21 protein-coding genes are annotated in these 23,979 nt (G+C 32.2%); 15 read left to right on the forward strand and 6 right to left on the reverse strand.

What is annotated here, in order from left to right:
- Positions 1-311: 311 nt before the first annotated feature.
- A complete protein-coding gene (locus ACHZDT_RS04890; protein WP_394773525.1) occupies positions 312-722 on the reverse strand; it encodes a hypothetical protein in 411 nt (136 codons plus the stop codon).
- A gap of 341 nt (positions 723-1,063) precedes the next feature.
- Between ACHZDT_RS04890 and ACHZDT_RS04895 the strand changes: the two genes are divergently transcribed.
- From ACHZDT_RS04895 to ACHZDT_RS04915, 5 genes are all read left to right on the forward strand, one after another.
- On the forward strand, positions 1,064-1,381 hold the full coding sequence (locus tag ACHZDT_RS04895; protein ID WP_394773526.1) for a hypothetical protein: 318 nt from the start codon (positions 1,064-1,066) through the stop codon (positions 1,379-1,381).
- Position 1,382: 1 nt separating this feature from the next.
- Entirely contained in the window at positions 1,383-2,573 is a 1,191-nt protein-coding gene (locus ACHZDT_RS04900) for a PfkB family carbohydrate kinase (RefSeq protein WP_394773527.1), read from the forward strand.
- Positions 2,561-3,160: a 7-cyano-7-deazaguanine synthase gene (locus tag ACHZDT_RS04905; RefSeq protein ID WP_394773528.1), complete on the forward strand. Its 600-nt coding sequence runs from the start codon at positions 2,561-2,563 to the stop codon at positions 3,158-3,160. Before ACHZDT_RS04900 ends, ACHZDT_RS04905 begins: the two co-directional genes overlap by 13 nt.
- A 310-nt stretch (positions 3,161-3,470) precedes the next feature.
- The gene (locus tag ACHZDT_RS04910) at positions 3,471-3,791 is read left to right on the forward strand and encodes a hypothetical protein (RefSeq protein WP_394773529.1); all 321 of its coding nucleotides are present in this window, start codon (positions 3,471-3,473) and stop codon (positions 3,789-3,791) included.
- A gap of 277 nt (positions 3,792-4,068) precedes the next feature.
- The gene (locus ACHZDT_RS04915; RefSeq protein WP_394773530.1) at positions 4,069-4,644 is read left to right on the forward strand and encodes a cupin domain-containing protein; all 576 of its coding nucleotides are present in this window, start codon (positions 4,069-4,071) and stop codon (positions 4,642-4,644) included.
- A gap of 167 nt (positions 4,645-4,811) precedes the next feature.
- Here the strand turns inward: ACHZDT_RS04915 and ACHZDT_RS04920 are convergent, their stop codons facing one another.
- Together ACHZDT_RS04920 and ACHZDT_RS04925 are read right to left on the reverse strand one after the other, a co-directional pair.
- A complete protein-coding gene (locus tag ACHZDT_RS04920) occupies positions 4,812-5,189 on the reverse strand; it encodes a GreA/GreB family elongation factor (RefSeq protein WP_394773531.1) in 378 nt (125 codons plus the stop codon).
- A gap of 563 nt (positions 5,190-5,752) precedes the next feature.
- Positions 5,753-6,100 carry a hypothetical protein gene (locus ACHZDT_RS04925; RefSeq protein ID WP_394773532.1) on the reverse strand — a complete coding sequence of 116 codons (348 nt, stop codon included), beginning with the start codon at positions 6,098-6,100 and terminating at the stop codon, positions 5,753-5,755.
- 327 nt (positions 6,101-6,427) lie between these two features.
- On the opposite strand from ACHZDT_RS04925, the gene ACHZDT_RS04930 reads away from it, so the two are divergent.
- The 6 genes from ACHZDT_RS04930 to ACHZDT_RS04955 all read left to right on the forward strand — a co-directional run bounded on the left by ACHZDT_RS04930 (position 6,428) and on the right by ACHZDT_RS04955 (position 13,219).
- Entirely contained in the window at positions 6,428-6,718 is a 291-nt protein-coding gene (locus ACHZDT_RS04930) for a hypothetical protein (RefSeq protein WP_394773533.1), read from the forward strand.
- A gap of 3 nt (positions 6,719-6,721) precedes the next feature.
- Positions 6,722-7,519, forward strand: a complete 798-nt coding sequence (locus tag ACHZDT_RS04935) for a PhzF family phenazine biosynthesis protein (protein WP_394773534.1) — start codon at positions 6,722-6,724, stop codon at positions 7,517-7,519.
- A 105-nt stretch (positions 7,520-7,624) separates the two neighbouring features.
- A complete protein-coding gene (locus ACHZDT_RS04940) occupies positions 7,625-8,053 on the forward strand; it encodes a hypothetical protein (protein WP_394773535.1) in 429 nt (142 codons plus the stop codon).
- Between the two features lie 194 nt (positions 8,054-8,247).
- The gene (locus ACHZDT_RS04945) at positions 8,248-9,948 is read left to right on the forward strand and encodes a T9SS type A sorting domain-containing protein (RefSeq protein ID WP_394773536.1); all 1,701 of its coding nucleotides are present in this window, start codon (positions 8,248-8,250) and stop codon (positions 9,946-9,948) included.
- 154 nt (positions 9,949-10,102) lie between these two features.
- Positions 10,103-12,433 (forward strand): DNA topoisomerase 3, encoded by a 2,331-nt coding sequence (locus ACHZDT_RS04950; protein WP_394773537.1) that lies wholly within the window; start codon positions 10,103-10,105, stop codon positions 12,431-12,433.
- Between the two features lie 312 nt (positions 12,434-12,745).
- Positions 12,746-13,219, forward strand: a complete 474-nt coding sequence (locus ACHZDT_RS04955; RefSeq protein ID WP_394773538.1) for a DUF6265 family protein — start codon at positions 12,746-12,748, stop codon at positions 13,217-13,219.
- Positions 13,220-13,503: 284 nt separating this feature from the next.
- On the opposite strand, the gene ACHZDT_RS04960 is transcribed toward ACHZDT_RS04955, so the two are convergent.
- The gene (locus tag ACHZDT_RS04960; RefSeq protein ID WP_394773539.1) at positions 13,504-14,664 is read right to left on the reverse strand and encodes an MFS transporter; all 1,161 of its coding nucleotides are present in this window, start codon (positions 14,662-14,664) and stop codon (positions 13,504-13,506) included.
- 255 nt (positions 14,665-14,919) lie between these two features.
- On the opposite strand from ACHZDT_RS04960, the gene ACHZDT_RS04965 reads away from it, so the two are divergent.
- From ACHZDT_RS04965 to ACHZDT_RS04975, 3 genes are all read left to right on the forward strand, one after another.
- Positions 14,920-15,645, forward strand: a complete 726-nt coding sequence (locus tag ACHZDT_RS04965; protein ID WP_394773540.1) for a hypothetical protein — start codon at positions 14,920-14,922, stop codon at positions 15,643-15,645.
- Positions 15,646-15,910: 265 nt separating this feature from the next.
- Positions 15,911-18,205, forward strand: a complete 2,295-nt coding sequence (locus tag ACHZDT_RS04970) for a TonB-dependent siderophore receptor (RefSeq protein WP_394773541.1) — start codon at positions 15,911-15,913, stop codon at positions 18,203-18,205.
- Between the two features lie 183 nt (positions 18,206-18,388).
- A complete protein-coding gene (locus tag ACHZDT_RS04975) occupies positions 18,389-19,705 on the forward strand; it encodes an APC family permease (RefSeq protein WP_394773542.1) in 1,317 nt (438 codons plus the stop codon).
- A gap of 266 nt (positions 19,706-19,971) precedes the next feature.
- Here the strand turns inward: ACHZDT_RS04975 and ACHZDT_RS04980 are convergent, their stop codons facing one another.
- On the reverse strand, positions 19,972-22,605 hold the full coding sequence (locus ACHZDT_RS04980) for a valine--tRNA ligase (protein ID WP_394773543.1): 2,634 nt from the start codon (positions 22,603-22,605) through the stop codon (positions 19,972-19,974).
- A gap of 284 nt (positions 22,606-22,889) precedes the next feature.
- Here ACHZDT_RS04980 and ACHZDT_RS04985 point away from each other — a divergent pair, with 284 nt between their 5' ends.
- Entirely contained in the window at positions 22,890-23,270 is a 381-nt protein-coding gene (locus ACHZDT_RS04985) for a DUF1573 domain-containing protein (RefSeq protein WP_394773544.1), read from the forward strand.
- Positions 23,271-23,490: 220 nt separating this feature from the next.
- On the opposite strand, the gene ACHZDT_RS04990 is transcribed toward ACHZDT_RS04985, so the two are convergent.
- Complete coding sequence (locus ACHZDT_RS04990; protein ID WP_394773545.1) at positions 23,491-23,961, reverse strand: hypothetical protein; 471 nt, start codon at positions 23,959-23,961, stop codon at positions 23,491-23,493.
- Positions 23,962-23,979: the final 18 nt, after the last annotated feature.

Genomic DNA, 23,979 nt, shown 5'->3' on the forward strand with positions numbered 1-23,979 from the left:
AAAACGTTGTTTTACTATTTGAAGTCTATCTAACATTTTCTAATTCCTTTTATTGGAGTGCAAATTTACGAAATTTTTGTTTAAAATTCTATCATTAACCTTTTGAGTTTTTTAAGGCTTTGTTTGTTAGAAATTTTGATTATTATTTGGAGCTGTTTCCTGCTATCCGCTATATCTTTTTAGGCAGAATATTTTCGTTTGATTTAGAAATTTTCGTTTGCCTAAAAAGGATGCCGCTTTTATCAGGGCTAGGGATTTTGGTTTCAAAAGAAATATTTCCGTAACTATAAAATAACGTAAGATTCAATTATCTAAACCAAAGTCAAATCACTTAGCTCATCGGCTAATTTGTGTAAACCCTTAGAAATCTGTAACATTTTGTCGCTTGATAAATTCGCTAATCCTTTAGTATATTGGCGGAATAAACTTTGATTCATTTCTGCATAATGTTCTGCAAAAGCGGACTTATTGATTACACTAAAATAATCAAACACTTGTTCAAGATCTATTTGATAACTAATATCAAAATCATTTATTGCAACTTTTTCTCCTTGTTCTTGTAAATATTCTACATGATATTGAAGGACTTCTATAAAATTTACCTTTATTTCAAATATACTATTTCCTACTGTAGCTAATCCATCAATTTCTTTTGCATAAGCTGAAAAACCTGTAGCAGTTTTTTCAATAATAACTGAAATTATTCTTTGTTGTGTATTCATATTTGTCTGAATTTTTACATTAAATAGATAGTAGTAGAATATATAAATTTATAACAATTTTGTTATATAACAAAATTGTTATAATTAAGATTTACTATTAAATAAATATATTTTTCAGGCAATTATGGATTTCCGTAAAATGATTCAATTAAAGCAATTTACTTTTATGAAAAATCATTTAAAATAAAATCAGGTGTTTTTACTTGGTAATTAGTTTAAATTAAAGACGAAGTTTGTGATTAATAAAAGTAGTAACTAAAACAAAAATATCAATAATTCAAGTTATCAGGCTTAAAAATTGCCAAAAAACAATTTAAAATTAATAATTAAATAATTACTATATGAGTGGATCTGGCGGAGGTGGTTATCTACCACCACAACGAACTAAATTTGACTGCGATACAAGCATTATAATAACAAATGTTTCATCTTTAAATATTATAGTTCTTGAAAAACGCAAAATAGGAGATATTTTGCAAGTGTTACTTGGAAAAAATGAAGCTTTATTATTAGAAGATGGAGATGGGGAATTACTTGGAGCTATTCTTCATTTAAATACTCCAGATATAATAGAATGCATTAAAAAAGGAGCAATATATGAAGCGGAAATAATAAATATAAATTCGCCTTTATGTCGTGTGCAAATAAGAAAGAAATAATATGATAAAAGTTGTTGGTGGAACGTATCGAGAAATAGATTATGATGATATTTCAATTGAAATTTATGGTTCAGGTTTTCGTGCCACAAAATTTCTTTTAGAAAACAATTGTAAGGTAGATTTTAACACAGTAGGGAATAATGATACAATTATTTATTTGAACGAAAATCAAAAAGTTTATAATGGATTTACTTTTGAATGTAAAGAATATAATGAAATAATAACATTTAAATATAGCTTTTCTCTTGATCAGCCAACTATATTCCCACATTTGCTTACGATTTCCAAAGTTGAGCAGTTAAATATAAAATCCGAAAATATCATAGCGTTTGGTATGCTAGAAGCAGATTTTATATTAGACGGAAATAAAGTTGTTTACGATCCTCAAACTCCTATAAAACCAAAGAAATTTAGTGAATTTGGTAAGGCAGAAGAACTTGTGTATATAGTGAACAAAAACGAAGCTTTCTCAATTGCTTCTTCTGAAGATATTAATGAAATTAAAAATTATTTTTTTAATTCAGAAAAAGCTAAAGCATTTATAATAAAAAATGGTCCTTTTGGAGCAACTTTATATTTGAAAGATAAAGAAATAGAAATTCCCTCGTATATTACTAATAATGTAAACAAAATAGGTTCTGGTGACATTTTCACATCAAGTTTTGGCTTTTATTGGATGATGAAGGGCTTATCTTTAGAAGATTCAGCAATACATGCATCAAGATCGACAGCTGTGTTTTGTGATAAGAAAGTTTATGTAGATACATCAATCTTAGATTCTTTTGATTATACAGAGTTCCACAATCAAACAATTTCAAAAAAGCAAATTTATTTAGCTTCTCCTTTTTTTTCTATCTCTGACTTAATTTTAATCGACAAGATACGTTTTGCTTTTCTATCTTTTGGCGTAAACGTTTTCTCACCCTTTCATGATATTGGATTGGGAGATGAAACAGCAATAGCAACAAAAGATCTAGAAGGCATAGAAAACTCTGATATAATTTTCTGCGTTTTAGATAATTTTGATTCAGGTACTCTTATCGAATCTGGTTATTCATTGGCTAAAGGAAAAAAAATAATTGGCTATCACCGAACTTGCAATGATAATGACCTTTTAATGCTTAAACCTGGAAATATTCATTTCTACAAACATCTAACAACTGCTATCTATCAAACTATATGGAATCTATAAAAAAAGCTATTTTATTATCTGGAGGAATTGACTCAATATGCTTAACATATTATCTTAAGCCCGATATTGCATATACAATTGATTACGGACAAACAGTTGCTGAAAGAGAAATTTATGTTTCTAATTATGTTTGTCAAAATTTAGGAATTCAACATAAAGTAATCAGTGTTGATTGTAAAAATTTAGGAAGTGGAACTTTAGCCGATTCTGATAATTTGAGCATTTCTCCATCTGAAGAATGGTGGCCATTTAGAAATCAGTTATTAATTACTTTAGCTTCTATGCAAGGAATAAAAGACGGTATTTCTGAACTATATTTAGCATCTGTAAAATCGGATAATTTCCATAAGGATGGTACCGAAGATTTTTACAAATTATCTGACAAACTTGTCTCGTACCAAGAAGGAAAAATTCGTGTATTATGTCCCACTTTGGATTTCTTTAGTCATGAGCTAGTAACTAAATTTAAAGTTCCTTTAGATTTATTAAGTATCGCTCATTCTTGTCATATCTCAAATATAGCGTGTGGAAAATGTTCTGGCTGCATTAAACAACTTAAAGTTAGATATGAAATTAATATGGAGTAAAACCAAGATGATGCGGATATATGTTCACTTTTAATAGCGCGGATTTATGGATTTATAAGAGTGTTTACAGTTTCCGTAAAGATTTCGGTATTAAGCGGCGTTGTGTTTGCTAATATAAATAATAGAAAACCAAAATGAGATATTAGAGTTATTCGTAGATTTTTTTAAATTAATTAAAAGATGTTGATTCTAATTTTTCCAACAAATACATTAACAATTTTGTTAATTACTTAATTCAAATACAAGCATAGATTTAAGTAAATTTGAGTACTCATACATGTCTCATAATTATTAATTTAAAAAAATATAAATGATTAATTTCTTTAAAAATTTATTTAAAAAGAACGAAAATAAAATTACCATTTTACGGACATCAGAAGTTTTTAAAATTAGTGGAGTACCTATACATACATTTGTTGAAAGACTAGATTTCAATGCACGAATAAATGAATTTTTTACTAGTAAGGATAATGTATTGCTGTTTTTAGGTTATTCAAAAAGCGGAAAAACTGTTTATAGAAAAAAGCATTTAGAGAAAGATGGTTTTAAAATAATCACTTTCAGATGCAACAATGAATCAACAATCAATCAATTGTATGATCCCCCGCTGGCGCGAGCGTCCCGCTCGTGAACGCAAGCCATGATAAATAACAAAATAAATATTATGCGGGCACGAGCGGGACGCTCGCGTTAGCCTAGAAAAACTATATGCATAAACTTGAAAAATACGTAACGGATAATAGTAGTAAAAAACTATAAAAAAACTACCCACAACAACCTGAAATAAAACAACTTACACTAAAAAATAACTAATTTCAGTCTATTTAATTCTTATCTTTGGCTATATCGCAATTGCAAACAGAAATAATTGATGGCGGTATGATATGACTAAACTAAAATAGCTGCATATGAAAAGAGAAGATTTTTTGAAAGTATGTTTGTCATCAATTGCTTTAGTGTCTACACCATTTGTCATGATTGCTAAATCATCATTGAACTTTAGAGAAAAAAAAGGTTTTAAGGTCGATTCTAACACAGACAGAAAAAACAAAAGCCTGTCTTTATTTGACGGTGACACATTCGATTGTAAGGTTTCAACAGCAGATACTGACGGCGATATTTATGTATTCGAATCAAAACGAGTAAAAGAGGGCGGCCCTGCTCATCATTATCACTTTGATCAGGACGAATGGTGGTATGTTCTACAAGGCCAATTTCTTATAAAAGTTGGAGATACTGTACATGAAGTAAAAGCAGGTGATAGTGTTTTTGGTCCAAGAATGATTCCTCATAGTTTTGCAAAAGTTGGAGAAGGCGACGGAAAACTATTGATGTTTTTTCAGCCAGCAGGTAAAATGGAAGAATTTTTCAATAAAGTTAGTCAGGGAGCTACAAAAAATATGTCGGAAGCAGAGCAGGATAAATTTCGGGAAGACCACGGATTTAAAAGAGTCGGTCCGCCAATTAAGAATTTGAAATTTTAAAAGTGAATTCAAATATTATAAAGATTGCTTATAAGCTGGCGCGAGTCCCACTCGCGAACGCAAGAGTAATACTTGACAAACTTTTCACATCATCATTAAAACCAAAAAACATCCCAAAAAGAAAACTCTTTGGGATGTTTTTATTAACTATAAATCAGAAAAAGAGATTAAATCTCCTCTTCTACTTTTAAAATTTCTAATTTTAGATTTCCTTTTTTGGCAGGCCATTCTATAATATCTCCTACTTTGTAGCCAACCATTGCAATACCTTCATCTGAAAGAACCGAAATTTTGTTTTTGCTTGTTTTGGCTTTTTCAGGACCTACAAGTAAAATTGTTTTTTCTTCGTTATTGGTGTGGTCTTTATAAGTTATTTTTCGGTTTATTGAAACTATATCTTCCGGTAGATTTTTTCGCAATACCTGCGTTGCTTTTTTTAACTGACCTAATAACAACTCTTCTTCTTGTGGTGTTACTTTTTTACGTCTTACGTGATCTTTAATTAAATCGTATGTTCCTGTTGTTAATATAATATTTTCTGACATGACTTTCTTGTTTGCTTCATTTTAAATAGATTGTGACATACACTCTTCACTGAATATCTTGCAGCCAGGGCAAATTCAATGATATCACATCCTAAATAAAAATTGAAGATTAAATAAATGACTATATATAATAAAAGGATCCCTGCCTAGAGTTGTGACAGGGCAGAATTAATAAACTCTTTTGAGCTTTTTAAGAAAGTATCATCATGCAAATAGGATAATGTGCACATCAAGCGCATTAAACAACTATTTACTAAATAAAAATTTGAAGTTACCATTGTATTTTATTCTTGTTGCAAGATACGCTTTTTTCTTACAAAAACATAGGGGTTATAAAAAGAGTTATATATCAGGTTTTAATATCTCTGGCACGAAATATCTCTCGTGAACGCAGATAAAAACGAACAGGATACAAAAGTATATATTGCAAGATTCCAGATAACGCAGATATATTCTTCACGTTGATAGCGCGGATTTGCAATCCGTGCCCGCAACAGTTAGAAACAATACAAATAACCAAAACAAAAAAACCAATCTTTGTGGGCACGGATTGCAAATCCGCGCTATCGATCAGTATGTGTATTTGATTGCAAATAAATCTTATGCAAATCATCCAGCAATTCCATTTCTTGTTCGGGTAAAAGTTGCAATGCAATTTCAAGCAAAGTCATTACATTCACATCTGTATTTGCTGTAATGCTCGAAAGACTTTTGGCATCGTCATGAAGTAAAATAATACTTGCTTTTAACAAATCCGAAACCATTATATTCATTTCGTTATAACCGGAAACTTTTAGTTTTATGCTAAACAAATTATCACTATTATTTTCTTGTTTTAGTATTCTGAAATCTTTTGTTTTATTCATTAATTCAAAAAATTCTGTAGCTTGTTTTGTATCTTTTACTTCCATGTTTAATTTTAGTTAATTATGTAGATTTTCATCGAAACAAAATTACAAGCAATAAGTGAGTTTTTGGTGATTGTATACAATCGGGTGTATACAACCGATCACATGAAAAAATATTAAATTAGAATTTTTAAGCTTATATTCGTCATAATTTAAATTGCTAAATATCCTGAGCATCAAATGAAAATAAATTCAAAATTTAGAACTCTATTTTTAATTCGGGTAAACATAGTTTTTTTCATAATTGATTCGTTTTGTCTTTATTACCTTTTCAATGGTTTTAGAAATCAAGATTATAAGGTAATTTTAGAATCGATACTTTTTTTAGCATTGAGCATATTTATCCACATTCTTAAACTCCGCACGGTTAATGAGATTACTGTTATAGAAGATGGTTTACAAAAAACAACTTTACTTTCAGGTAAGGTAGAATTTATTCCTTTTTCGTCTATTGTAAATATTCAAACAGAACGCATTCAAGGATCAGATAGCTATGCAGGACAAATTACTCCAGGTTATTTTGAAAGTACAATTTTTCTTGAAAATGGCAAAGAATTAATTATTGACCCCGACTATGATAATTATCTGGAAATTGTTGTCGCAGTAAGACATAATATTTAAAAAATGAAGACTTATTTTGTAGACTCGTTTACGAACGAAAAATTTAAAGGAAATCCGGCTGCAGTTTGTTTACCTAACACAGAACTAGACAGCGAAACGATGCAAAGTATTGCAACGGAAATTGGATTTTCGGAAACTGCCTTTATAAAGCAAATCTCAGATAACACTTATAGCATTCGGTTTTTTTCTCCAAAAACAGAAATTCCGTTATGTGGGCACGCAACATTGGCTTCATCAAAAATCGTGTTTGATACGACTTCATTCGAAAATATAAAATTTATCAACGCTGAAAATGTTGAGTTGCCTATTGCCAAAGTAGGAAATAAAATCAAAATGCAATTTCCTGTTTACAGCACTCAAGAAACCGAAGTTCCTCAGGAAATGACAGACGCGCTTGGAATTTCAGGAATTTCAAATAAAAGATACAGTCCAAAAAATAAAATAATTTTAATTGAAATTAAAAGTGCCATTGAACTCGCCAATTTAAAACCTGATTTTACGGCTTTAATAAATTCATATACCGGAATAAATGGTGTTTTAGTAACCGCAGTTTCAGACACTGAAAATTTCGATTTTCATTACCGTTATTTCTGGCCTTGGTCCGGCACAAATGAAGATCCTGTAACTGGCGGCGTTCAAACTTTTTTGACTAAATATTGGGCAGAAAGACTGAACAAAACAAAATTCAATGCTTATCAATCTTCATCAAGAACCGGAATTATGAGTACAGAACTTGTAGACGATAAAGTTTTTATTTTAGGCGAAGCAGTAACATTATTTGAAGGGGAATTTATTATATAATAATTTTAAATCAGCATTTACGGCTTTACGTAAGGGAATTAACACTAAATGAGTTAATTTTGGAAAAATCATTTTTATCTGTTTTAAACCAATAAAAACATTCCAATGAAACTCATAATTAAACTTATAATTTTAATTTTCAACCTGACTTTATCTGCACAATCAGACAATTTTGTTGGTGAGTATTCGCGTTCACTTGGCGAAGAAGGAAAACATATCATAGAATATAAATTAACCTTAAATCAAGACGGAACATTCCTGTTTCATTCCTATACAAAAATACAAGGCGGAACTCCTCCTGAAGTAAACATCTACGGAAAAGGAAAATGGATGGCAAAGGAAAATCTGATTACTTTTTCGGCAAATAAAAAAGAAGATTTTGACGAAAAATATACGTTGGATTTTAATAATTCTAAAGCGAGATTTATAACTAAAAATCCAAGAGATAAAACCGATCAAATCGTTAAAATAAGACTTACGTTTGTTGAATCAGGAATTTTCTGGATGCAACGAATTGATGTTTTTAAAGTGTGAAATTTATAAAAACCATCTGGTTGTTGTAAGTAAATAACTATTCTAAAAATGTAAATAATTTTTATTTTTTTTGTGAGTAATTTGTATATTTCGAAAAAAATAAAAATTATTTACAAAGCCTAATAAAGCAAATTATTTGCTTTTGAAAATTAAAAATTTCAAAGAATTTATGGTTACTAATTTAAATATTATATATGAATAGAAAATTACACATTTTATTTTTTTCGTTATTGCTGTCTTTATGTCTTTTTAAAGGAACTGATATAAGTGCAAAAAGTTTTAAAGTCCTTGCTGGTCCAACTCCAGATGCAAAAGGCATTTTGTATGTAAAACAAGGCAGTACAGGAGACGGCTCATCGTGGAATAATGCTTTGGGAGAGTTTAGAACAGCAGTGGAAAGCACTAATACAGCGGTTTTGGAAATTTGGGTAGCTACGGGAACTTATATTCCTATGTATAGCTTCTCTTTTAAATTAAAAGAAGGTATAAAATATTATGGCGGATTTAATGGAACCGAAATTGATTTAAGCCAGCGTGATTGGGTAAAAAACAAAACTATTTTAAAAGGTAATCGAAGTTCTGTTATTACAACAAACCAATTAAGCAATGCAACTGTTTTAAGTGGTTTTACAATTTCTGATGGATTTACAACAACAACTCCCAGTGGTCTTCCAGGTGATGGCGCCGGCGTTAATAGCATAAGTTCCTCTATTGTCATATCAAATTGCATTTTCCAAAATAATAATGCATCAAGAGGAGGAGGTATTTATAATTTCAGCGGTTTCCCTATCATCACAAACTGTTATTTTACAGGTAACACAGGAGGCGCAATTTACAACTCATCTTCTTCGCCAACAATAAAGGATTGTACTTTCGAAAAAAACATTTCTTTTTTGAGTGCAGTAAGTAATGTTACATCTCAAACTACTATTACCAATTGTAATTTTACAGAGAATCGTGGCGAGGATGGCGGAGCTGTTTATAATAAAAATTCGACTGTTACCTTTAACAATTGCAATTTTGTAAAAAACATCTCTATATCTGGAACAAGCGGTAATAATGGCGGTGCAGGAATGTTCAATGTTTTAAAATGTATTATTAATATTTATAATTGCTCTTTTATTGAAAATTCAGCTTATCATTTCGGAGGTGCAATAGTAAGTAATAATGAAATTACATTAAAAATTGTAAATAGTCTTTTTGTAAATAATAAAGCCAGAACACAAGGAAGTGAATTGTACAGTTCTGATAAAATTACACTTGACATTATCAATACTACTTTTGTTAATAATACTGCTGAGGCCCTTATTTCGGACACGGGATCTATTAAATTTTCAAATTGTATTGTTTGGGCCGATTTTAAAAATGATATATTTTATGGTCCTTACACTTCAAAAAACTCTATAATTTTAGGCAAAACAGATACTTCTAATGACAATATCAATGCAACAGGAATTAGTGATACCCAAATTTTCAATAATCCTGCTGCCGGAGATTACACACTTTTAGAAGGAGGAATCGCCATAAATAAAGGTAATAATACCTTATATGATCCTTTAGTTTTTGGTAATTTAGACTTATCCGGAAGATCGCGAATTACCGAAACTACTATTGACTTAGGCGCCTATGAATCAAAAAATGGTACTTTGGGCATTATTGGTTACATAGAAAAATCAAATTTGAAAACGTACCCTAATCCTGTAAAAGGTGATTATTTTACTATAGAAAATGCCAGCACAGATGGAAATGCAATACTTTATGACCTAACCGGAAAACAATTAAAGTCTGCAAAGATAGAAAATGGAAAAGCTCAGGTCGATGTAAGCAATTTACCTAAAGGAATATATTTACTAAAAACGACAAAAAGTGAAACTTTAAAAATAGTAGTCGACTAAAGTATATTTTATGTGAGTACTCTGAGTTTCACGCAAAAAAGCAAAGGCGCAAAGTTTAAACTTAATAAATAAAACTTTGTGCCTTTGTTCCTAACAACCTTTGCTCCTTTCTATAAAAAAATCCCTAATTTCGCCTTTAAATTACAAGGAGAAAATGAAGGTCTGTATAGCTGAGAAACCAAGTGTAGCACGAGAAATCGCATCCGTTTTGGGAGCCAATACCAAACACGATGGATATTACGAAGGAAACGGTTATGCGGTGACTTATACATTTGGTCATTTATGCACTCTAAAAGAACCTAACGATTACAAGCCACACTGGAAAAGCTGGGATTTGAACAATCTGCCCATGCTTCCCGATAAATTTGAAACCAAAGTAGTTGAAAATTCAGGTATTCAAAAGCAATTTAAAATTGTAAAAAGTTTATTCGACAAAGCCGAATTAGTCATTAATTGCGGGGATGCCGGGCAAGAAGGAGAACTGATTCAGCGTTGGGTAATGAACGAAGCAAATTACAAAGGCGAAGTGCAGCGTTTATGGATTTCGTCCTTAACAACCGAAGCCATAAAAGAAGGTTTTGACAACTTAAAACCATCAGCTAATTACGATAATTTATTCTACGCCGGATTTTCCAGAGCCATTGGCGATTGGTTATTAGGTATGAATGCAACGCGTTTATATACCGTAAAACATGGCGGCTACAAACAAGTATTGTCTATTGGGCGCGTTCAAACGCCAACATTAGCAATGGTTGTAGATCGCTGGAAAGAAATCGAAAATTTTAAACCTCAACCTTATTGGGAATTACAAACTTTATACAGAGAAACACTTTTTAGTTATGAAGAAGGTCGTTTTCTCAAAAAAGAAGATGGAGAACTTTTAGCCAATAAAGTCAAAGAAAGTGAATTCGAAATTGTTTCGGTCGAAAAGAAAAACGGAAACGAATTTGCACCGAAACTTTTTGATTTAACTGGATTACAAGTTTATTGCAATACAAAATTTGGATTTTCGGCAGATGAAACGCTTAAAATTGTACAGACTTTGTACGAACAAAAAGTAGTGACATATCCCAGAGTTGATACGACTTTTTTACCCAATGATATTTATCCGAAAGTGCCAGGAATTCTGCAAAAATTATCCAAATACGCCGAATTAACGCAACCGCTTCTAGGAAAAAAAATAAAGAAATCACCTAAGGTTTTCAACGATAAAAAAGTTACGGATCACCACGCGATTATTCCAACCGGAATAGAATCTAATTTGCAATACAATCAGCAACAAGTCTATGATATTATTACAAGACGATTTATTGCTGTATTTTATGATGATTGTCTGGTTGCGAATACCACAGTAATAGGAAAAGCAGCCGATGTAATGTTTAAAACCACGGGAAAAGAAATCTTAAAAAAAGGATTTAGAGTGGTTTTCGACACTTCGTCTTCGCTCAGCACAAACGCCAAAGAAAAAGAAGCCGATTTATTACCGACTTTTGTTGTGGGAGAAAAAGGTCCGCATGAACCTTCGTTTTTAGAAAAAGAAACAAAACCGCCCAATCAGTTTACCGAGGCAACTTTACTGCGCGCAATGGAAACCGCAGGAAAACAAGTTGATGATGAAGATTTACGCGAATTGATGAAAGAAAACGGAATTGGTCGTCCGTCAACACGAGCAAATATTATCGAAACGCTTTTTAAACGTCAATATATTGTTCGAAATAAAAAGCAGGTTTTACCTACGCCAACAGGAATTCAGCTTATTGATACGATTCAGAATGAACTCATAAAATCAGCAGAATTAACGGGTTCCTGGGAAAAGCAATTGAAAGATATTGAAAAAGGAACTTTTACCGCCGGAGCTTTTATTAAAAACATGAAGCGAATGGTTGAAGCTTTGGTTACCGAAGTTCGAAGTGAAACCCGACACGCCAATATTTCGCACGCACAAAGCGTTCAAAAGGAAGTCGTAAAGATTGAGAAAAAGAAAGCCGCAGGAATTTTAGCCGAAACTTGTCCGAAATGTAAAAAAGCAACCTTAATAAAAGGAAAATCGGCTTATGGTTGTGGTAATTATAAAGCGGGTTGTGACTTTTTATTACCTTATACTTTTGCAGATAAAAAAATATCTGAAAACCAATATTTACGATTAGTCCAAAAAGGATCAACTGTAAACATAAAAGGCTTTAAAACCGACGAAGGAACTGTTGAAGGTTTGATTCGTTTTGAAGAAAATTATAAGCTGAAATTAGAGACAAAGAAAACAGCTTTGAAAGCAAAATCAGAAACTGCATCAAATACAACATCAGATTCATTGACGTGTCCGAAATGTAAAAAAGGAACAATCATGAAAGGCAAAACTGCTTATGGTTGTGGCGATTATAAATTAGGTTGTGATTTCAAGGTTTCGTTTGATGATGTGCGAGCAAAACTAAAAGATCAAAAACCTACTAAGGAATTGGTTTATTCTATTTTGAACGAAAGCGTTTAATTTTTTTGCTACAGATTAAAGAATTAAAATGATTTTTCCTTTTAGTTTTTGCCACGAATTTACACAAATTGTTTTCACGCAGATTCTGCAGATTAAGGCAGATTTTATTTGATTTTTATTTATTAAAATCTGCGAGCATCTGCTTAAATCTTTTTAAATCTGCGTGAAACAAAATCATTTTAATCCTTATAATCTGTGGCAGTTTTTTACATTCCAACTTACATAAATCAATTCGTTAAAATTAGTTCAATTCGTGGCAAACTTTTTTTTCATACTTTAGCACAATCACATTAACACCAAAAGCCCAAATATATGTCTCAGAAAATTACTCTTTTAATGCTTTTATTAGCCGTTGTTTCTTGTCAAAAAAAGGAATCTATTGAAAAAGATAAAATCAAAGTTGCCGACTGGTTAATAGGAAACTGGGAAAACAAATCTCCAGATGGCGTACTTTCTGAAAATTGGATGAAACTAAACGATAGTACTTTTAGCGCATCTTCTTATTTCATAAAAGGAAAAGATACTTTGCATTTCGAAAATATTGTTCTAGCTCAAAAAGGAGAAACTTTAACGTATTTCGCAACTGTAAAAGGTCAGAATGATGATAAACCTGTTGCATTTCCTTCAACTTTAGAATCAGATAACCAATTGGTTTTCGAAAATCCTAAACACGATTATCCTCAAAAAATCACTTATACAAAAGGTGCAAATACTTTGACAGCTGAAATTTCTGGGAAATTAGATGGGAAATTGAGTTCAGAGAAGTTTGTTATGGGGAAGAAGTAATCATAGTAACTTGCTTTGTATAGACTGGACTAAAGTCCAGCCTTACAATATAGATTATTCCTTCGGAATTTTAAATTCACAATAAAAAACTATCGGTTAAAAATAACCTTCGGTTTGATGAGAAAAGAACTGTAGGTTCGACCAATTTTGTAGGGCTGGACTTTAGTCCAGTTTAGAAAATATTACGTTCACGAGCGGAACGCTTTCGCCAACCTCAAAAAAGAAAAAAAAAAAAAAACTCAGAACCTCAGCAACTTAGTATCTCAGTACCTTCAAAAAAAAACCTACTCCTTCTCCCCGATTTTATTCACCATAAAAATCATCAGAATCCCTAAAAGTGCCATTACTAAAAATGCCCATTTCATACTTAAGTATTCAGAGATAAAACCAACCATGGGCGGAACAAGTAAAAAACCAAGATAACCAATTGTAGATATGGATGTTAATGCAGAACCACTGCTTAATTTTGATGATCTTCCGGCAATACCAAATACTAACGGAACGACGCAGGAAACTCCAACTCCAATTAATACATAACCAAAAATTGTTGGATAAATATAAGGCAACAGAAAACAAATTAAAAAACCTACTGTGATCAAAATTCCGCTGTAAAGCAGGATTCGTTTAGTGCCAAATTTCATGACGCCATAATCTCCAAACAAACGTCCTAAAGTTACTGCTGTTGCAAAAAACACAAATGCCGCACTGGTTAATTTAGGAGAAGCGTGCAATATATTTTCAAAATAAATACCGCTCCAGTCATACATTGTATTTTCGCAAGCCATAGAGACAAAACAAATTATGGCAAACTTAACCAGGTTTTTTTCCGGCATCGAAAAGAACTTCTTTTTAACCGGTACAGGCTGATTATGAATACTCAATGGATAAAAACAAGCCGTAAGTCCCATCATAAAAATACTTACTCCCAATAAATGATGAGATGGCGTAATATGCCTTGATACCATAACATAACCTAAACCTGCGCCCGCAAAAACTGCTATACTCCAAACGGCATGAAAACGGGTTATAATAGATTGCGGATATAATTTTTGAACCTCAAGCGATTGTGCGTTAATAGACAAATTAAAAATATTGCGAGAAGCTCCAAAAATTAAAAGAATGATTACCAACTGCCAGACAAAACCAGCCAGACCAGGTAAAGCCAGAACAATATTAAACATGATTGCTCCTAACAGCATAATATAACGGCTGCTGTATTTATTTAATAACCTTCCTGTAAAAGGCATTGTGAGCATTAAACCTATAGGAAACGCAAATAAAACAGTACCAAATTCAGCTTCGGATAAATTAAGCTGTGCTTTTATATGCGGAATTCGGGAAACCCAGGAAGAATATCCAAATCCGGAAAGGAAAAAAAATACAGTATTTGCTATACGGAATCCTCTGGGCGTATTTTGAATTTTTTTAAAGAAGGGTAAAATCATGAAGCTTGGCAATTATAAGATGCAAAATTAAGGCTTTTAAAACCAAATTTCTATCTTTTAACTTTCTTCTATGAAACAAATATTCCTCTTGTTTTGTTGCATTAAAACGAAACTTAGAAAAAGTATGGATAAATCAAATTCAGAATGTTAATACTCAAAGAGACATTAATTTTATAGATTTTATTTTTAATTATTCTAAATAAGCATTAAGTTTGTAGTAATAATAATTATTAAATAAAATTTAAACTTCATCTTATGAAATCTAAAACTTTAAAATCAATAACATTTTTACTTTTAATGTTAATTGCGACGCCACAATTATTTGCTCACGCTCTTTGGATTGAAACTAAAGCGACCGGAACTAAAGGAAAAGCACAGGAAATTTCAGTTTTCTTCGGAGAATTTTCAGATAATGACATTACAAAAGCAGATAAATGGTTTTCTGATTTAAAGGATTTTTCATTAGTACTAATTTCTCCTTCAAAAAAAGAGACAAAACTTACTTCAAAAGCTTTAGACAATAAATATCAGGCATTTTTTACACCGGATGAAGATGGGGCTTACACCATTGTGATGCACCATAAAGTAAAAGATGTTTACGGAACTATGGTTCTTGATTATAATTCAAGTGCTACCGTTATTGTAGGTAATGCTGAAAAAGGAAATGAAGCTGTTGCAAACTCTAATATTATTAGTTTATTTTCTAAAGATGCAGCAACTGCAAAACAAAAAACTACAGTAAATGTAAATGCACTGTACAACGGGAAAATTGCAGCAAAGCAAAAAATGAAAGTAATTGCCCCTAACGGTTGGGAAAAAGAATTATGGAGTAATGATAAAGGAGAAATCTCATTTACACCAATCTGGTCAGGTAATTACATGGTAGAATTTGCTTATACTGAAAAAGCTGCCGGCGATCACAACGGAAAAAAATATGATGAAATCTGGAAAATGGCAACTTATTTAATTTCGGTGAAATAATTCAGACACTTTAATTTTTAAATACTCTAAACCTTGTTCTTTGAGCAAGGTTTTTTTTTTGCTATAAATGTCTAATTACAGGAATTACTATTTAGAACAAATCTATTTAATATAAAAAGATATTGAAAATTACAAAATCTTAAGCGAATATTAAGTAAAAAATAATTAAATTTTAAGTAATAAATAATGTCTATAAATTTTGTTAAAGCCTTTATGAGACCTTATATTTGCAAAAAGTTATTTTTATTAAATCTAAATAAATACCATGAAATATAATTTACTTCTTGTTTTATCCTTAATAAGTTTTGCATCTTATAGTCAGCAGTATTCAAGTGCAGAAAATACCTCAACTGCAAATGATACTGTTAAAAACAAAAAAGGAGAAGCACTTAACGAAGTTTTAATTACAGCAAATAAACCTAAAAAACCTATTGAAGCAGCCCGTTCAGGAATTAAAGTAATGGATTTGCCACAAAGTGTTCAAATTATTGGCAGTGAAATTATCGAAGAACAACAAGCAATACGATTAAGTGAAGTTGTAAAAAACCTTAACGGAGTTTATGTAGGATCGGCTCGTGGCGGTGCTCAGGAATCTTTTTTCTCAAGAGGTTATGATATGTCGGCTAATAATATGTTCAAAAATGGTTTTCGTTACAATGCGGGTTCAATACCCGAAGTTTCCTCTTTAGAAAAAGTAGAATTCTTAAAAGGCGGATCTGCTTTATTATATGGAAACGTCGCTCCTGGCGGAATCATGAATTTGGTAACCAAAACTCCAAAATTCACACAAGGCGGCGAAATTTCTATGCAAATAGGAAGCTATTCTTTTTATAAACCATCCATAGACTTTTACGGACCGTTAAACAAATCGATCGCATACAGATTTACAGCTTCATATGAAAACTCTGAAAGCTTTAGGGATTTTGTAAAAAACGAGCGTATTTATATCAATCCTTCGTTTTTGTTCCATGTTTCAGACAAAACACAAATTACGGTTCAGGGTGATTATTTAAGCGCTGACTGGACGCCTGATTTTGGTACGGGAATCTACGGAAAAACAATTTTAGATTTACCTCGCAACGAATATTTCGGCTCGCTTTGGTCAACTGCAAATACTAAATCGGCGAGTGCTTCGGTATTACTGAATCATGATTTTAATAAAAACTGGAAATTAAACTTTAATTCTTCTTATCAATCTTACCGCAGAACTCAAACTTCTACAGCTCAATTAAGTACTATTGAGGCTAATGGAGACTGGAAACGCGGACTAACAAAATCTGATGGTGCTGAACATATTTTTGGAGATCAGTTAAGCTTACAGGGAACTTTTAATACAGGTAGTATCAAACACCAAATTTTTACCGGAGTTGACTACGAAAATTCTATCGCTCCTAATTATACTTATGGTTTTTATGCAACACCAAATGGTACAGTTGCAATCCCTACAGAAGCTACAGCAATTAATCTTTATAATTACGACTATAGCACACAAAGTTCAAATGTCCCTTATCCAACAAGAGCAACTCAATTAGCCACTACAAATACACAACGTTTTGGGGCTTATGCGCAGGATTTAATTTCGGTTAACCAATATGTAAAAGTTCTGGCAGGTTTAAGATGGTCTTGGCAGGAAAGTGATGTTACAACTTCTAAAGAAGAAATAACTAAAAATGTTATCACAACCAGTCTTGACAACTCAGTTCCGGTTACAGGAGCTAAAACATTAAACAGAGCTTATTCGCCTAAAGCAGGATTGGTAATTCAGCCTACTAAAGATTTGTCATTATTCGCAAGTTACTCAAACTCTTTTACGCCTAATACAGGAACAACTGTAGATTTAAAACCTTTAGATCCTTCAATTATAGATCAATACGAAGTGGGAATTAAAAAAGATTTCTGGAAAGGTCTTTTGAGTACAAACGTAACTTTATATCAAATATCTAATAATAATTTAGCACAAACGGCGCAGTTTTTAGCTGATGGTGTGACACAAAATTCTACTACTACTTTAAAAGAATTAGTAGGTGCAACAAAAGGAAAAGGTGTCGAAATAGACATTACAGCAACTCCTGTTGAAGGATTAAACATTATGGCGGGTTATAGTTTTAATGAAACCAAAGTATCAAAATCATCCGGAACAAACGGAAGTCTTGTCGTTGGTGATGTATTAGCAAGAACGCCAAAAAATACAGCAAATTTGAGTTTTTTCTACAAATTGCCTGAAGGTTTATTAAAAGGATTAACTTTTGGAGCTATTGCAAATTATGTTGGAGACCGTACCGGTGGATGGAATGATGATTATTTATGGACAGCGGTTAAACCTACTCCGGCAAACCCAAATCCAAATCCTGCTTACACAATCACAATCAGAGACAGAGATATTCCGTTAGAAGGTTATACAACTGTTGATGCTTCTTTAGGTTATGAATGGAGAAAGTTCTCAATTTTATGCCGATTATCAAATATCACAAATGAATTGAATTATACGGTTCATGAAAATTATAGTGTGAACCCAATTGCGCCGCGTCAAATTATGACAAGCCTGAAATACAAGTTCTAAAAATTTTGAATTAGATTGTTTTTCCAAAGCTTTCTCTTCATCATAAACCCGACAGGTTTTTAAAACCTGTCGGGTTTCGTGTTATTATAAGTCAGGTTTTTTATTTTCACAAAAGAAAATGCTCTAATTATATTTACTTTTGTCGCAGATACTTTTTATCTCTGTAAAATAAAAATTCCAAACATGACAGATCCCAAAAAAAACCAATTACAAAAAACTTTAGGCTTTAGTTTTAATATTGCCGTATTAATTGGAGGAACTATAGGAGTTGGAATTTTAAGAACTCCCGGATCAATTGCATCACTTTTAGATAATTACTGGCTTATTATTGCTTCGTGGCTTTTTGGCGGAATATTTGTCCTTATTGGCGCTAATTCTTATGCTGAACTTGCAACAATGCTGCCTAAAGCCGGAGGATCTTATAATTATATCAAAAGAGCTTTTGGAAATTATGCCGGTTTTCTTTCAGGTTGGTTTGATTATATTACCAATGCAATTCCGCCCGCTTTTTACTGCATTGTAATAAGTGAATATATTATTATTTTGTTTCCAAATCTTAAAAAGTATTCGACCGAAATGGCGATTTCACTTTTAATTGCATTTGTATTATTGCATTTAAGCGGAGTAAAAAATGGAAGTACAATTCAGCAAATTACGAGTTTCCTGAAAGTGATTTGTTTTTTCGCTTTAGTTGTGGCTTGTTTTATGTATTCTGGCGTGAAGTTGGCTCCAATTCCTAAAGATAATTCTTTAGTTCAGATTGGTTTATTATTTGGATTTTTCAAATCGCTTCAATTGATCATCGGAACATACAATGGCTGGAATGCCGTTTGCTTTTTTGCCGAAGAAAATGATGATCCAAGCAAGAACATTCCGAAATCTTTATATAGCGGAGTTTTGCTTGTAATCGCTATTTATGTTTTAATAAATGTTGCTTTTTTCTATATTCTGCCAGTCGAAAATATATCAAAATCAAGTCTGGCTGCTGCCGATGTTGCTAATATTATTTTCGGAAAAAACGGCGCTATTATCGTAACGGTGATTTCAATTTTTTCACTAATCAGTATTCTGAATGCTTTTATGATGATTCCGCCCAGAATTCTATACGGATTAAGCCGTGATGGTTTTTTTATCGAAAAAGGAACAACAGTTAACAAAGGCGGAACTCCAATTGTGGCGCTTTTAGTTTCATCATTTTTTAGTTTATTTCTGATTTGTATTGGCTCATTCGAAGTCTTGTTTTCATTTGCCGCCTTTACCTCTATCATCGTTTGGGGATTAGCCTATTGCTCACTTTTAAAACTAAGAATTTCCGAACCTAATTTACCAAGACCTTATCGTTCTATTTGGTATCCCTGGACAACGATTATTGCTATTATAGCTTCGATTGCATTACTTATTGGGTTTGTTTACAGCGATCCTAAAAGCTTTTTAATTATTGTTGTAATTACGTTGATTTCTTATCCTTTGTTTTTGCTTTTGAGAAAGAAGAAGAAATAATAAGGTTTTTTTATCGCCTCGAATTCACGAATTACTTTTGTCATTTCGATCGAAGAGAGAAATCACACTAGGAATTCCGCATAGAATCTCGTAAATCTTTGTCGAGCTACTTGTGTGATCTCTCCTTCGTCGAGATGACAAATAGAAGTAATTTAGCTACTCGAACCCTAATTCGTGAATTCGTGGCGGAAAATCTTCGCACAAAAAAACCCGACAGGTTTTAAAAACCTGTCGGGTTTGAATATCGTTACAAGATAACTACATTCTTATTTCAAACCAGCAATACTCTGCTCGATTGTAGCAATTTTTGCTAAAGCATCAGCTTCTTTTTGTCTTTCGTTTGCCAATACTTTCTCCGGTGCTCCGGCAACAAATTTTTCGTTTGATAATTTTGCCTGAACAGATTTTAAGAAACCTTGTGTGTAAACTAGCTCTGCTGTTAGTTTTGCAATTTCTTCTTCAACATTGATATTTCCTGAAATCGGAATGAAATATTCATTTGATTTTACACGGAAAGATAATGCTCCGTCAACTTTAGCCGAAACATATTCGAAAGCTGAAATATTACCTAATTTCGTTACGATTGTATCAAAATAAGTCGAAAGTTTTTCGCTGTTGATTGCTTTTAATTCAATAGCATCTTTAAACGGAATATTTTTGTCTTTTCTGATGGTTCTGATTCCTGAAATTACTTCAATTGTACTATCAAAATCAGTAATTAAACTCTCGTTGAACGGTTTTAATTCTGGCCATGTAGAAACGATTAAAGCTTCTTCAGGAGTTCTGTCAGCAATTAAATGCCAAATTTCCTCTGTTAAGAATGGCATGAAAGGATGAAGCAATTTCAAATTACTTTCTAACATTTCAATCGCTTTGTCAAACGTTGCTTTATCAATTGGTTGTTGATATGCCGGTTTAATCATCTCTAGAAACCAAGAACAGAAATCATCCCAAACTAATTTATAAATTGCCATTAATGAATCTGAAATTCTGTATTTCTCGAAATTATCTTCAATGTCAACTAATGTTTGTTGCAACTTAGCTTCGTACCATTCGATCGCTACTTTTGATGATTCCGGTTGTGGAATAGTATCTGAAACTTCCCAACCTTTAATCAATTTAAAGGCATTCCAAATCTTGTTTGTAAACGCTTTTCCCTGATTACATAATTCTTCATCAAACATAATATCGTTTCCGGCAGAAGCACTTAAAAGCAATCCTACACGAACTCCATCTGCACCAAATTTCTCTATCAGGTCTAAAGGATCAGGAGAATTTCCTAATGATTTAGACATTTTACGACGTTGTTTATCACGTACTAAACCTGTTAAATACACATTTGTAAATGGTTTTTCACCTGCATATTCGTAACCTGCAATAATCATTCTGGCAACCCAGAAAAATAAAATATCCGGACCCGTTACCAAGTCATTTGTTGGATAATAATATTTGAAGTCTTCATTTTCAGGATTAACAACTCCATCGAAAACCGACATCGGCCACAGCCATGCTGAAAACCAAGTATCCAACGCATCAACATCTTGTCTTAAATCTTTTGTTTCAAGTTTCAGGTTTGAAGTTTTTTCTTTGGCTAAAGCTAAAGCATCTTCAATATTTTCGGCAACTACAAAATTTTCTTTTCCATCTCCATAATAAAATGCAGGAATTCTGTGTCCCCACCATAACTGGCGGGAAATATTCCAATCGCGAATATTGTTTAACCAATGTGCGTATGTGTTTTCGAAACGTTTTGGGTGTAATTTAATATCGCCATCAACTAAAACTGATTTTATTGCCGGTTTTACTAAATCTTCCATTTTCAAAAACCATTGGTCAGATAATCTTGGTTCGATTACTGCTTTGGTTCTTTCTGATGTTCCAACTTTATTCAAATGGATTTCGGTCTTCGCTAAAGCTCCGTTTTCTTCTAATTCTTTTGCAATTTCGGTACGAACCACAAAACGATCTTTCCCTTGATAATGTAATCCGAAACTATTTAATGTAGCATCTTCATTAAAAATATCAATGATTTCAAGATTGTGTTTTTCTCCTAACGTTTTGTCGTTCATGTCGTGCGCCGGAGTAACTTTTAAACATCCGGTTCCAAATTCTACATCTACATATTCATCTTCGATAATAGGAATCACTCTTCCGCAAATAGGAACAATGGCGCTTTTACCTTTTAAATGTGTAAAACGTTCGTCATTTGGATTGATACAAATCGCAGTATCTCCAAAGATAGTCTCAGGACGTGTTGTTGCAATTGTCAGGAAATCTTCTGAACCTTCGATTTTATATTTTAAGAAAAATAACTTTCCTTGTTGTTCTTCATAAATAACTTCTTCGTCTGATAAAGTTGTTTTTGCTTCAGGATCCCAGTTTACCATTCGGTATCCTCGGTAGATTAATCCTTTGTTATATAAATCAACAAATGAGTGAATTACAGATGCTGACATATCAGGATCCATCGTGAATTTGGTTCTTTCCCAGTCGCATGAAGCTCCAAGTTTTTTAAGCTGCTCAAGAATTGTTCCTCCATATTTATGAGTCCATTCCCAGGCATGAGCAAGAAATTCTTCGCGTGTTAAATCATTTTTATTGATTCCTTCTGCTTTTAATTTTGCTACAACTTTTGCTTCGGTCGCAATCGATGCGTGATCTGTTCCCGGAACCCAACAAGCATTTAAGCCTTTAAGACGCGCTCTACGAATTAAAACATCCTGAATTGTATTGTTCAACATGTGCCCCATGTGCAAGACTCCTGTCACATTTGGTGGCGGAATTACAATTGTATAAGGTGTTCTATGATCTGGTTCTGAATGAAAATAGTTGTTTTTCATCCAGTAATCATACCATTTATTCTCGATCGTTTTAGCGTCAAATTGTGCGGGAATTGTCATTTATTGTAGATATGTTTAATCGTTAATTTGTTCTGATTGTTTAATTGTTAATCCGTTCATTTGTATAATTGTTGATTTGTTTTTATTTTTTTAACCGTAATTTCATTTATCAAATAAACGATTAAACAGTTTATACAAATTAACAGTAAAAAAAACTGGTTCAATTTTTGTAATTATATTGACAACAAAAGTAAATAATTAAGTACACTATAAAAAGCGAATTATTAATTTGTGTGTTAATTAAAAGAATGTATATTTACTTACAACTTTAAAACAATTTCAAAATGAAAAATGTAGCCTCTTTTATTGCTGTCGTATTGTTTAGCGCAATAGGTTATGCACAAAATGGCCCAAAAATTGAATTTGCAGCCCCGGACAACACCATTGATTATGGAAAAATTTCAAAAAGTGACAATGGACTTCGCTCTTTTGAATTTACAAATACCGGCGATGCTCCACTTTTAATTACCGGCGCAGAATCTACTGTAAGTTCAATAGTTGTTACAAAGCCCGCAGCAGCAGTTATGCCAGGTAAAAAAGGTAAAATTGATGTAAAATACAATATGGCTGCCGGTCCTATTCGTAAAACAATTACAGTTGAAACAAATGCTGTAAACTATCCTGATGGTAGAATTGCCTTAAAAATCAAAGGCGAAGTGTTGTAAAAAAAATAAAACTCCAAAAATAGTAAAAGCCGTTTCTTAAATTAAGAAACGGCTTTTTTTATGTCAAAGTAATTCTGAAGTAATAATTGTGGCTATTTTAAAATAAACCCGACAGGTTTTTAAAACCTGTCGGGTTTATTGTAGAATATGATGAGATTTTGATTGTCAAATCTTTGTCAAAGTTTAAAACTTTGACAATGACAATCGTGTTCAGTTTCTATTATTTACATTCAGAAGTTGAAAATTTATATTTTACACGATCAAAATCAATTGGTTTATCTTTTACCAAATAAGTTACTCCCATAGTGGTTTGCATGGTTCCGTTTCCTAAAATAAGCTGGTTTTCACGTTTCAAAAATGCCATAGGATTTTTAAATGTTTTAGTTTTATTTGTCACTTCAACAAAAGTATAATCTACAAATAAGGTATCTCCACGAAATTCGCCTTTAATTTCTCCGGTTCTTTCAGCAGCACTAGCTACTTTCATTACCATGTCTCCGCTTATTTTTCCGTTTTTTAAAGTATTCAATTTTAAATTAATAGTATCTTTTTCATATACTGCTTTATAACATTGAGTACTTACAGTTTTTTCGGCATCGGTTTGAACGGCTTCTTTTTTTTCTTCATTTTTTTTACAACTTTGAAGTCCAATGCAAGACAAAAGCAAACAAGATATTACCAGGTTTTTCATAATTAGATATTTTAAGGA

Origin of the sequence: Flavobacterium sp. (assembly GCF_043722275.1) — a bacterium.
In the GTDB taxonomy this organism is placed as follows: Bacteria; Bacteroidota; Bacteroidia; order Flavobacteriales; family Flavobacteriaceae; genus Flavobacterium.

Bases quoted from the DNA above. Each gene is read 5' to 3' on its own strand.
- ACHZDT_RS04890 (WP_394773525.1), bottom strand. From the start codon at position 722: ATGAATACACAACAAAGAATAATTTCAGTTATTATTGAAAAAACTGCT.
- ACHZDT_RS04895 (WP_394773526.1), top strand. From the start codon at position 1,064: ATGAGTGGATCTGGCGGAGGTGGTTATCTACCACCACAACGAACTAAA.
- ACHZDT_RS04900 (WP_394773527.1), top strand. From the start codon at position 1,383: ATGATAAAAGTTGTTGGTGGAACGTATCGAGAAATAGATTATGATGAT.
- ACHZDT_RS04905 (WP_394773528.1), top strand. From the start codon at position 2,561: ATGGAATCTATAAAAAAAGCTATTTTATTATCTGGAGGAATTGACTCA.
- ACHZDT_RS04910 (WP_394773529.1), top strand. From the start codon at position 3,471: ATGATTAATTTCTTTAAAAATTTATTTAAAAAGAACGAAAATAAAATT.
- ACHZDT_RS04915 (WP_394773530.1), top strand. From the start codon at position 4,069: ATGAAAAGAGAAGATTTTTTGAAAGTATGTTTGTCATCAATTGCTTTA.
- ACHZDT_RS04920 (WP_394773531.1), bottom strand. From the start codon at position 5,189: ATGTCAGAAAATATTATATTAACAACAGGAACATACGATTTAATTAAA.
- ACHZDT_RS04925 (WP_394773532.1), bottom strand. From the start codon at position 6,100: ATGGAAGTAAAAGATACAAAACAAGCTACAGAATTTTTTGAATTAATG.
- ACHZDT_RS04935 (WP_394773534.1), top strand. From the start codon at position 6,722: ATGAAGACTTATTTTGTAGACTCGTTTACGAACGAAAAATTTAAAGGA.
- ACHZDT_RS04940 (WP_394773535.1), top strand. From the start codon at position 7,625: ATGAAACTCATAATTAAACTTATAATTTTAATTTTCAACCTGACTTTA.
- ACHZDT_RS04945 (WP_394773536.1), top strand. From the start codon at position 8,248: ATGAATAGAAAATTACACATTTTATTTTTTTCGTTATTGCTGTCTTTA.
- ACHZDT_RS04950 (WP_394773537.1), top strand. From the start codon at position 10,103: ATGAAGGTCTGTATAGCTGAGAAACCAAGTGTAGCACGAGAAATCGCA.
- ACHZDT_RS04955 (WP_394773538.1), top strand. From the start codon at position 12,746: ATGTCTCAGAAAATTACTCTTTTAATGCTTTTATTAGCCGTTGTTTCT.
- ACHZDT_RS04960 (WP_394773539.1), bottom strand. From the start codon at position 14,664: ATGATTTTACCCTTCTTTAAAAAAATTCAAAATACGCCCAGAGGATTC.
- ACHZDT_RS04965 (WP_394773540.1), top strand. From the start codon at position 14,920: ATGAAATCTAAAACTTTAAAATCAATAACATTTTTACTTTTAATGTTA.
- ACHZDT_RS04970 (WP_394773541.1), top strand. From the start codon at position 15,911: ATGAAATATAATTTACTTCTTGTTTTATCCTTAATAAGTTTTGCATCT.
- ACHZDT_RS04975 (WP_394773542.1), top strand. From the start codon at position 18,389: ATGACAGATCCCAAAAAAAACCAATTACAAAAAACTTTAGGCTTTAGT.
- ACHZDT_RS04980 (WP_394773543.1), bottom strand. From the start codon at position 22,605: ATGACAATTCCCGCACAATTTGACGCTAAAACGATCGAGAATAAATGG.
- ACHZDT_RS04985 (WP_394773544.1), top strand. From the start codon at position 22,890: ATGAAAAATGTAGCCTCTTTTATTGCTGTCGTATTGTTTAGCGCAATA.
- ACHZDT_RS04990 (WP_394773545.1), bottom strand. From the start codon at position 23,961: ATGAAAAACCTGGTAATATCTTGTTTGCTTTTGTCTTGCATTGGACTT.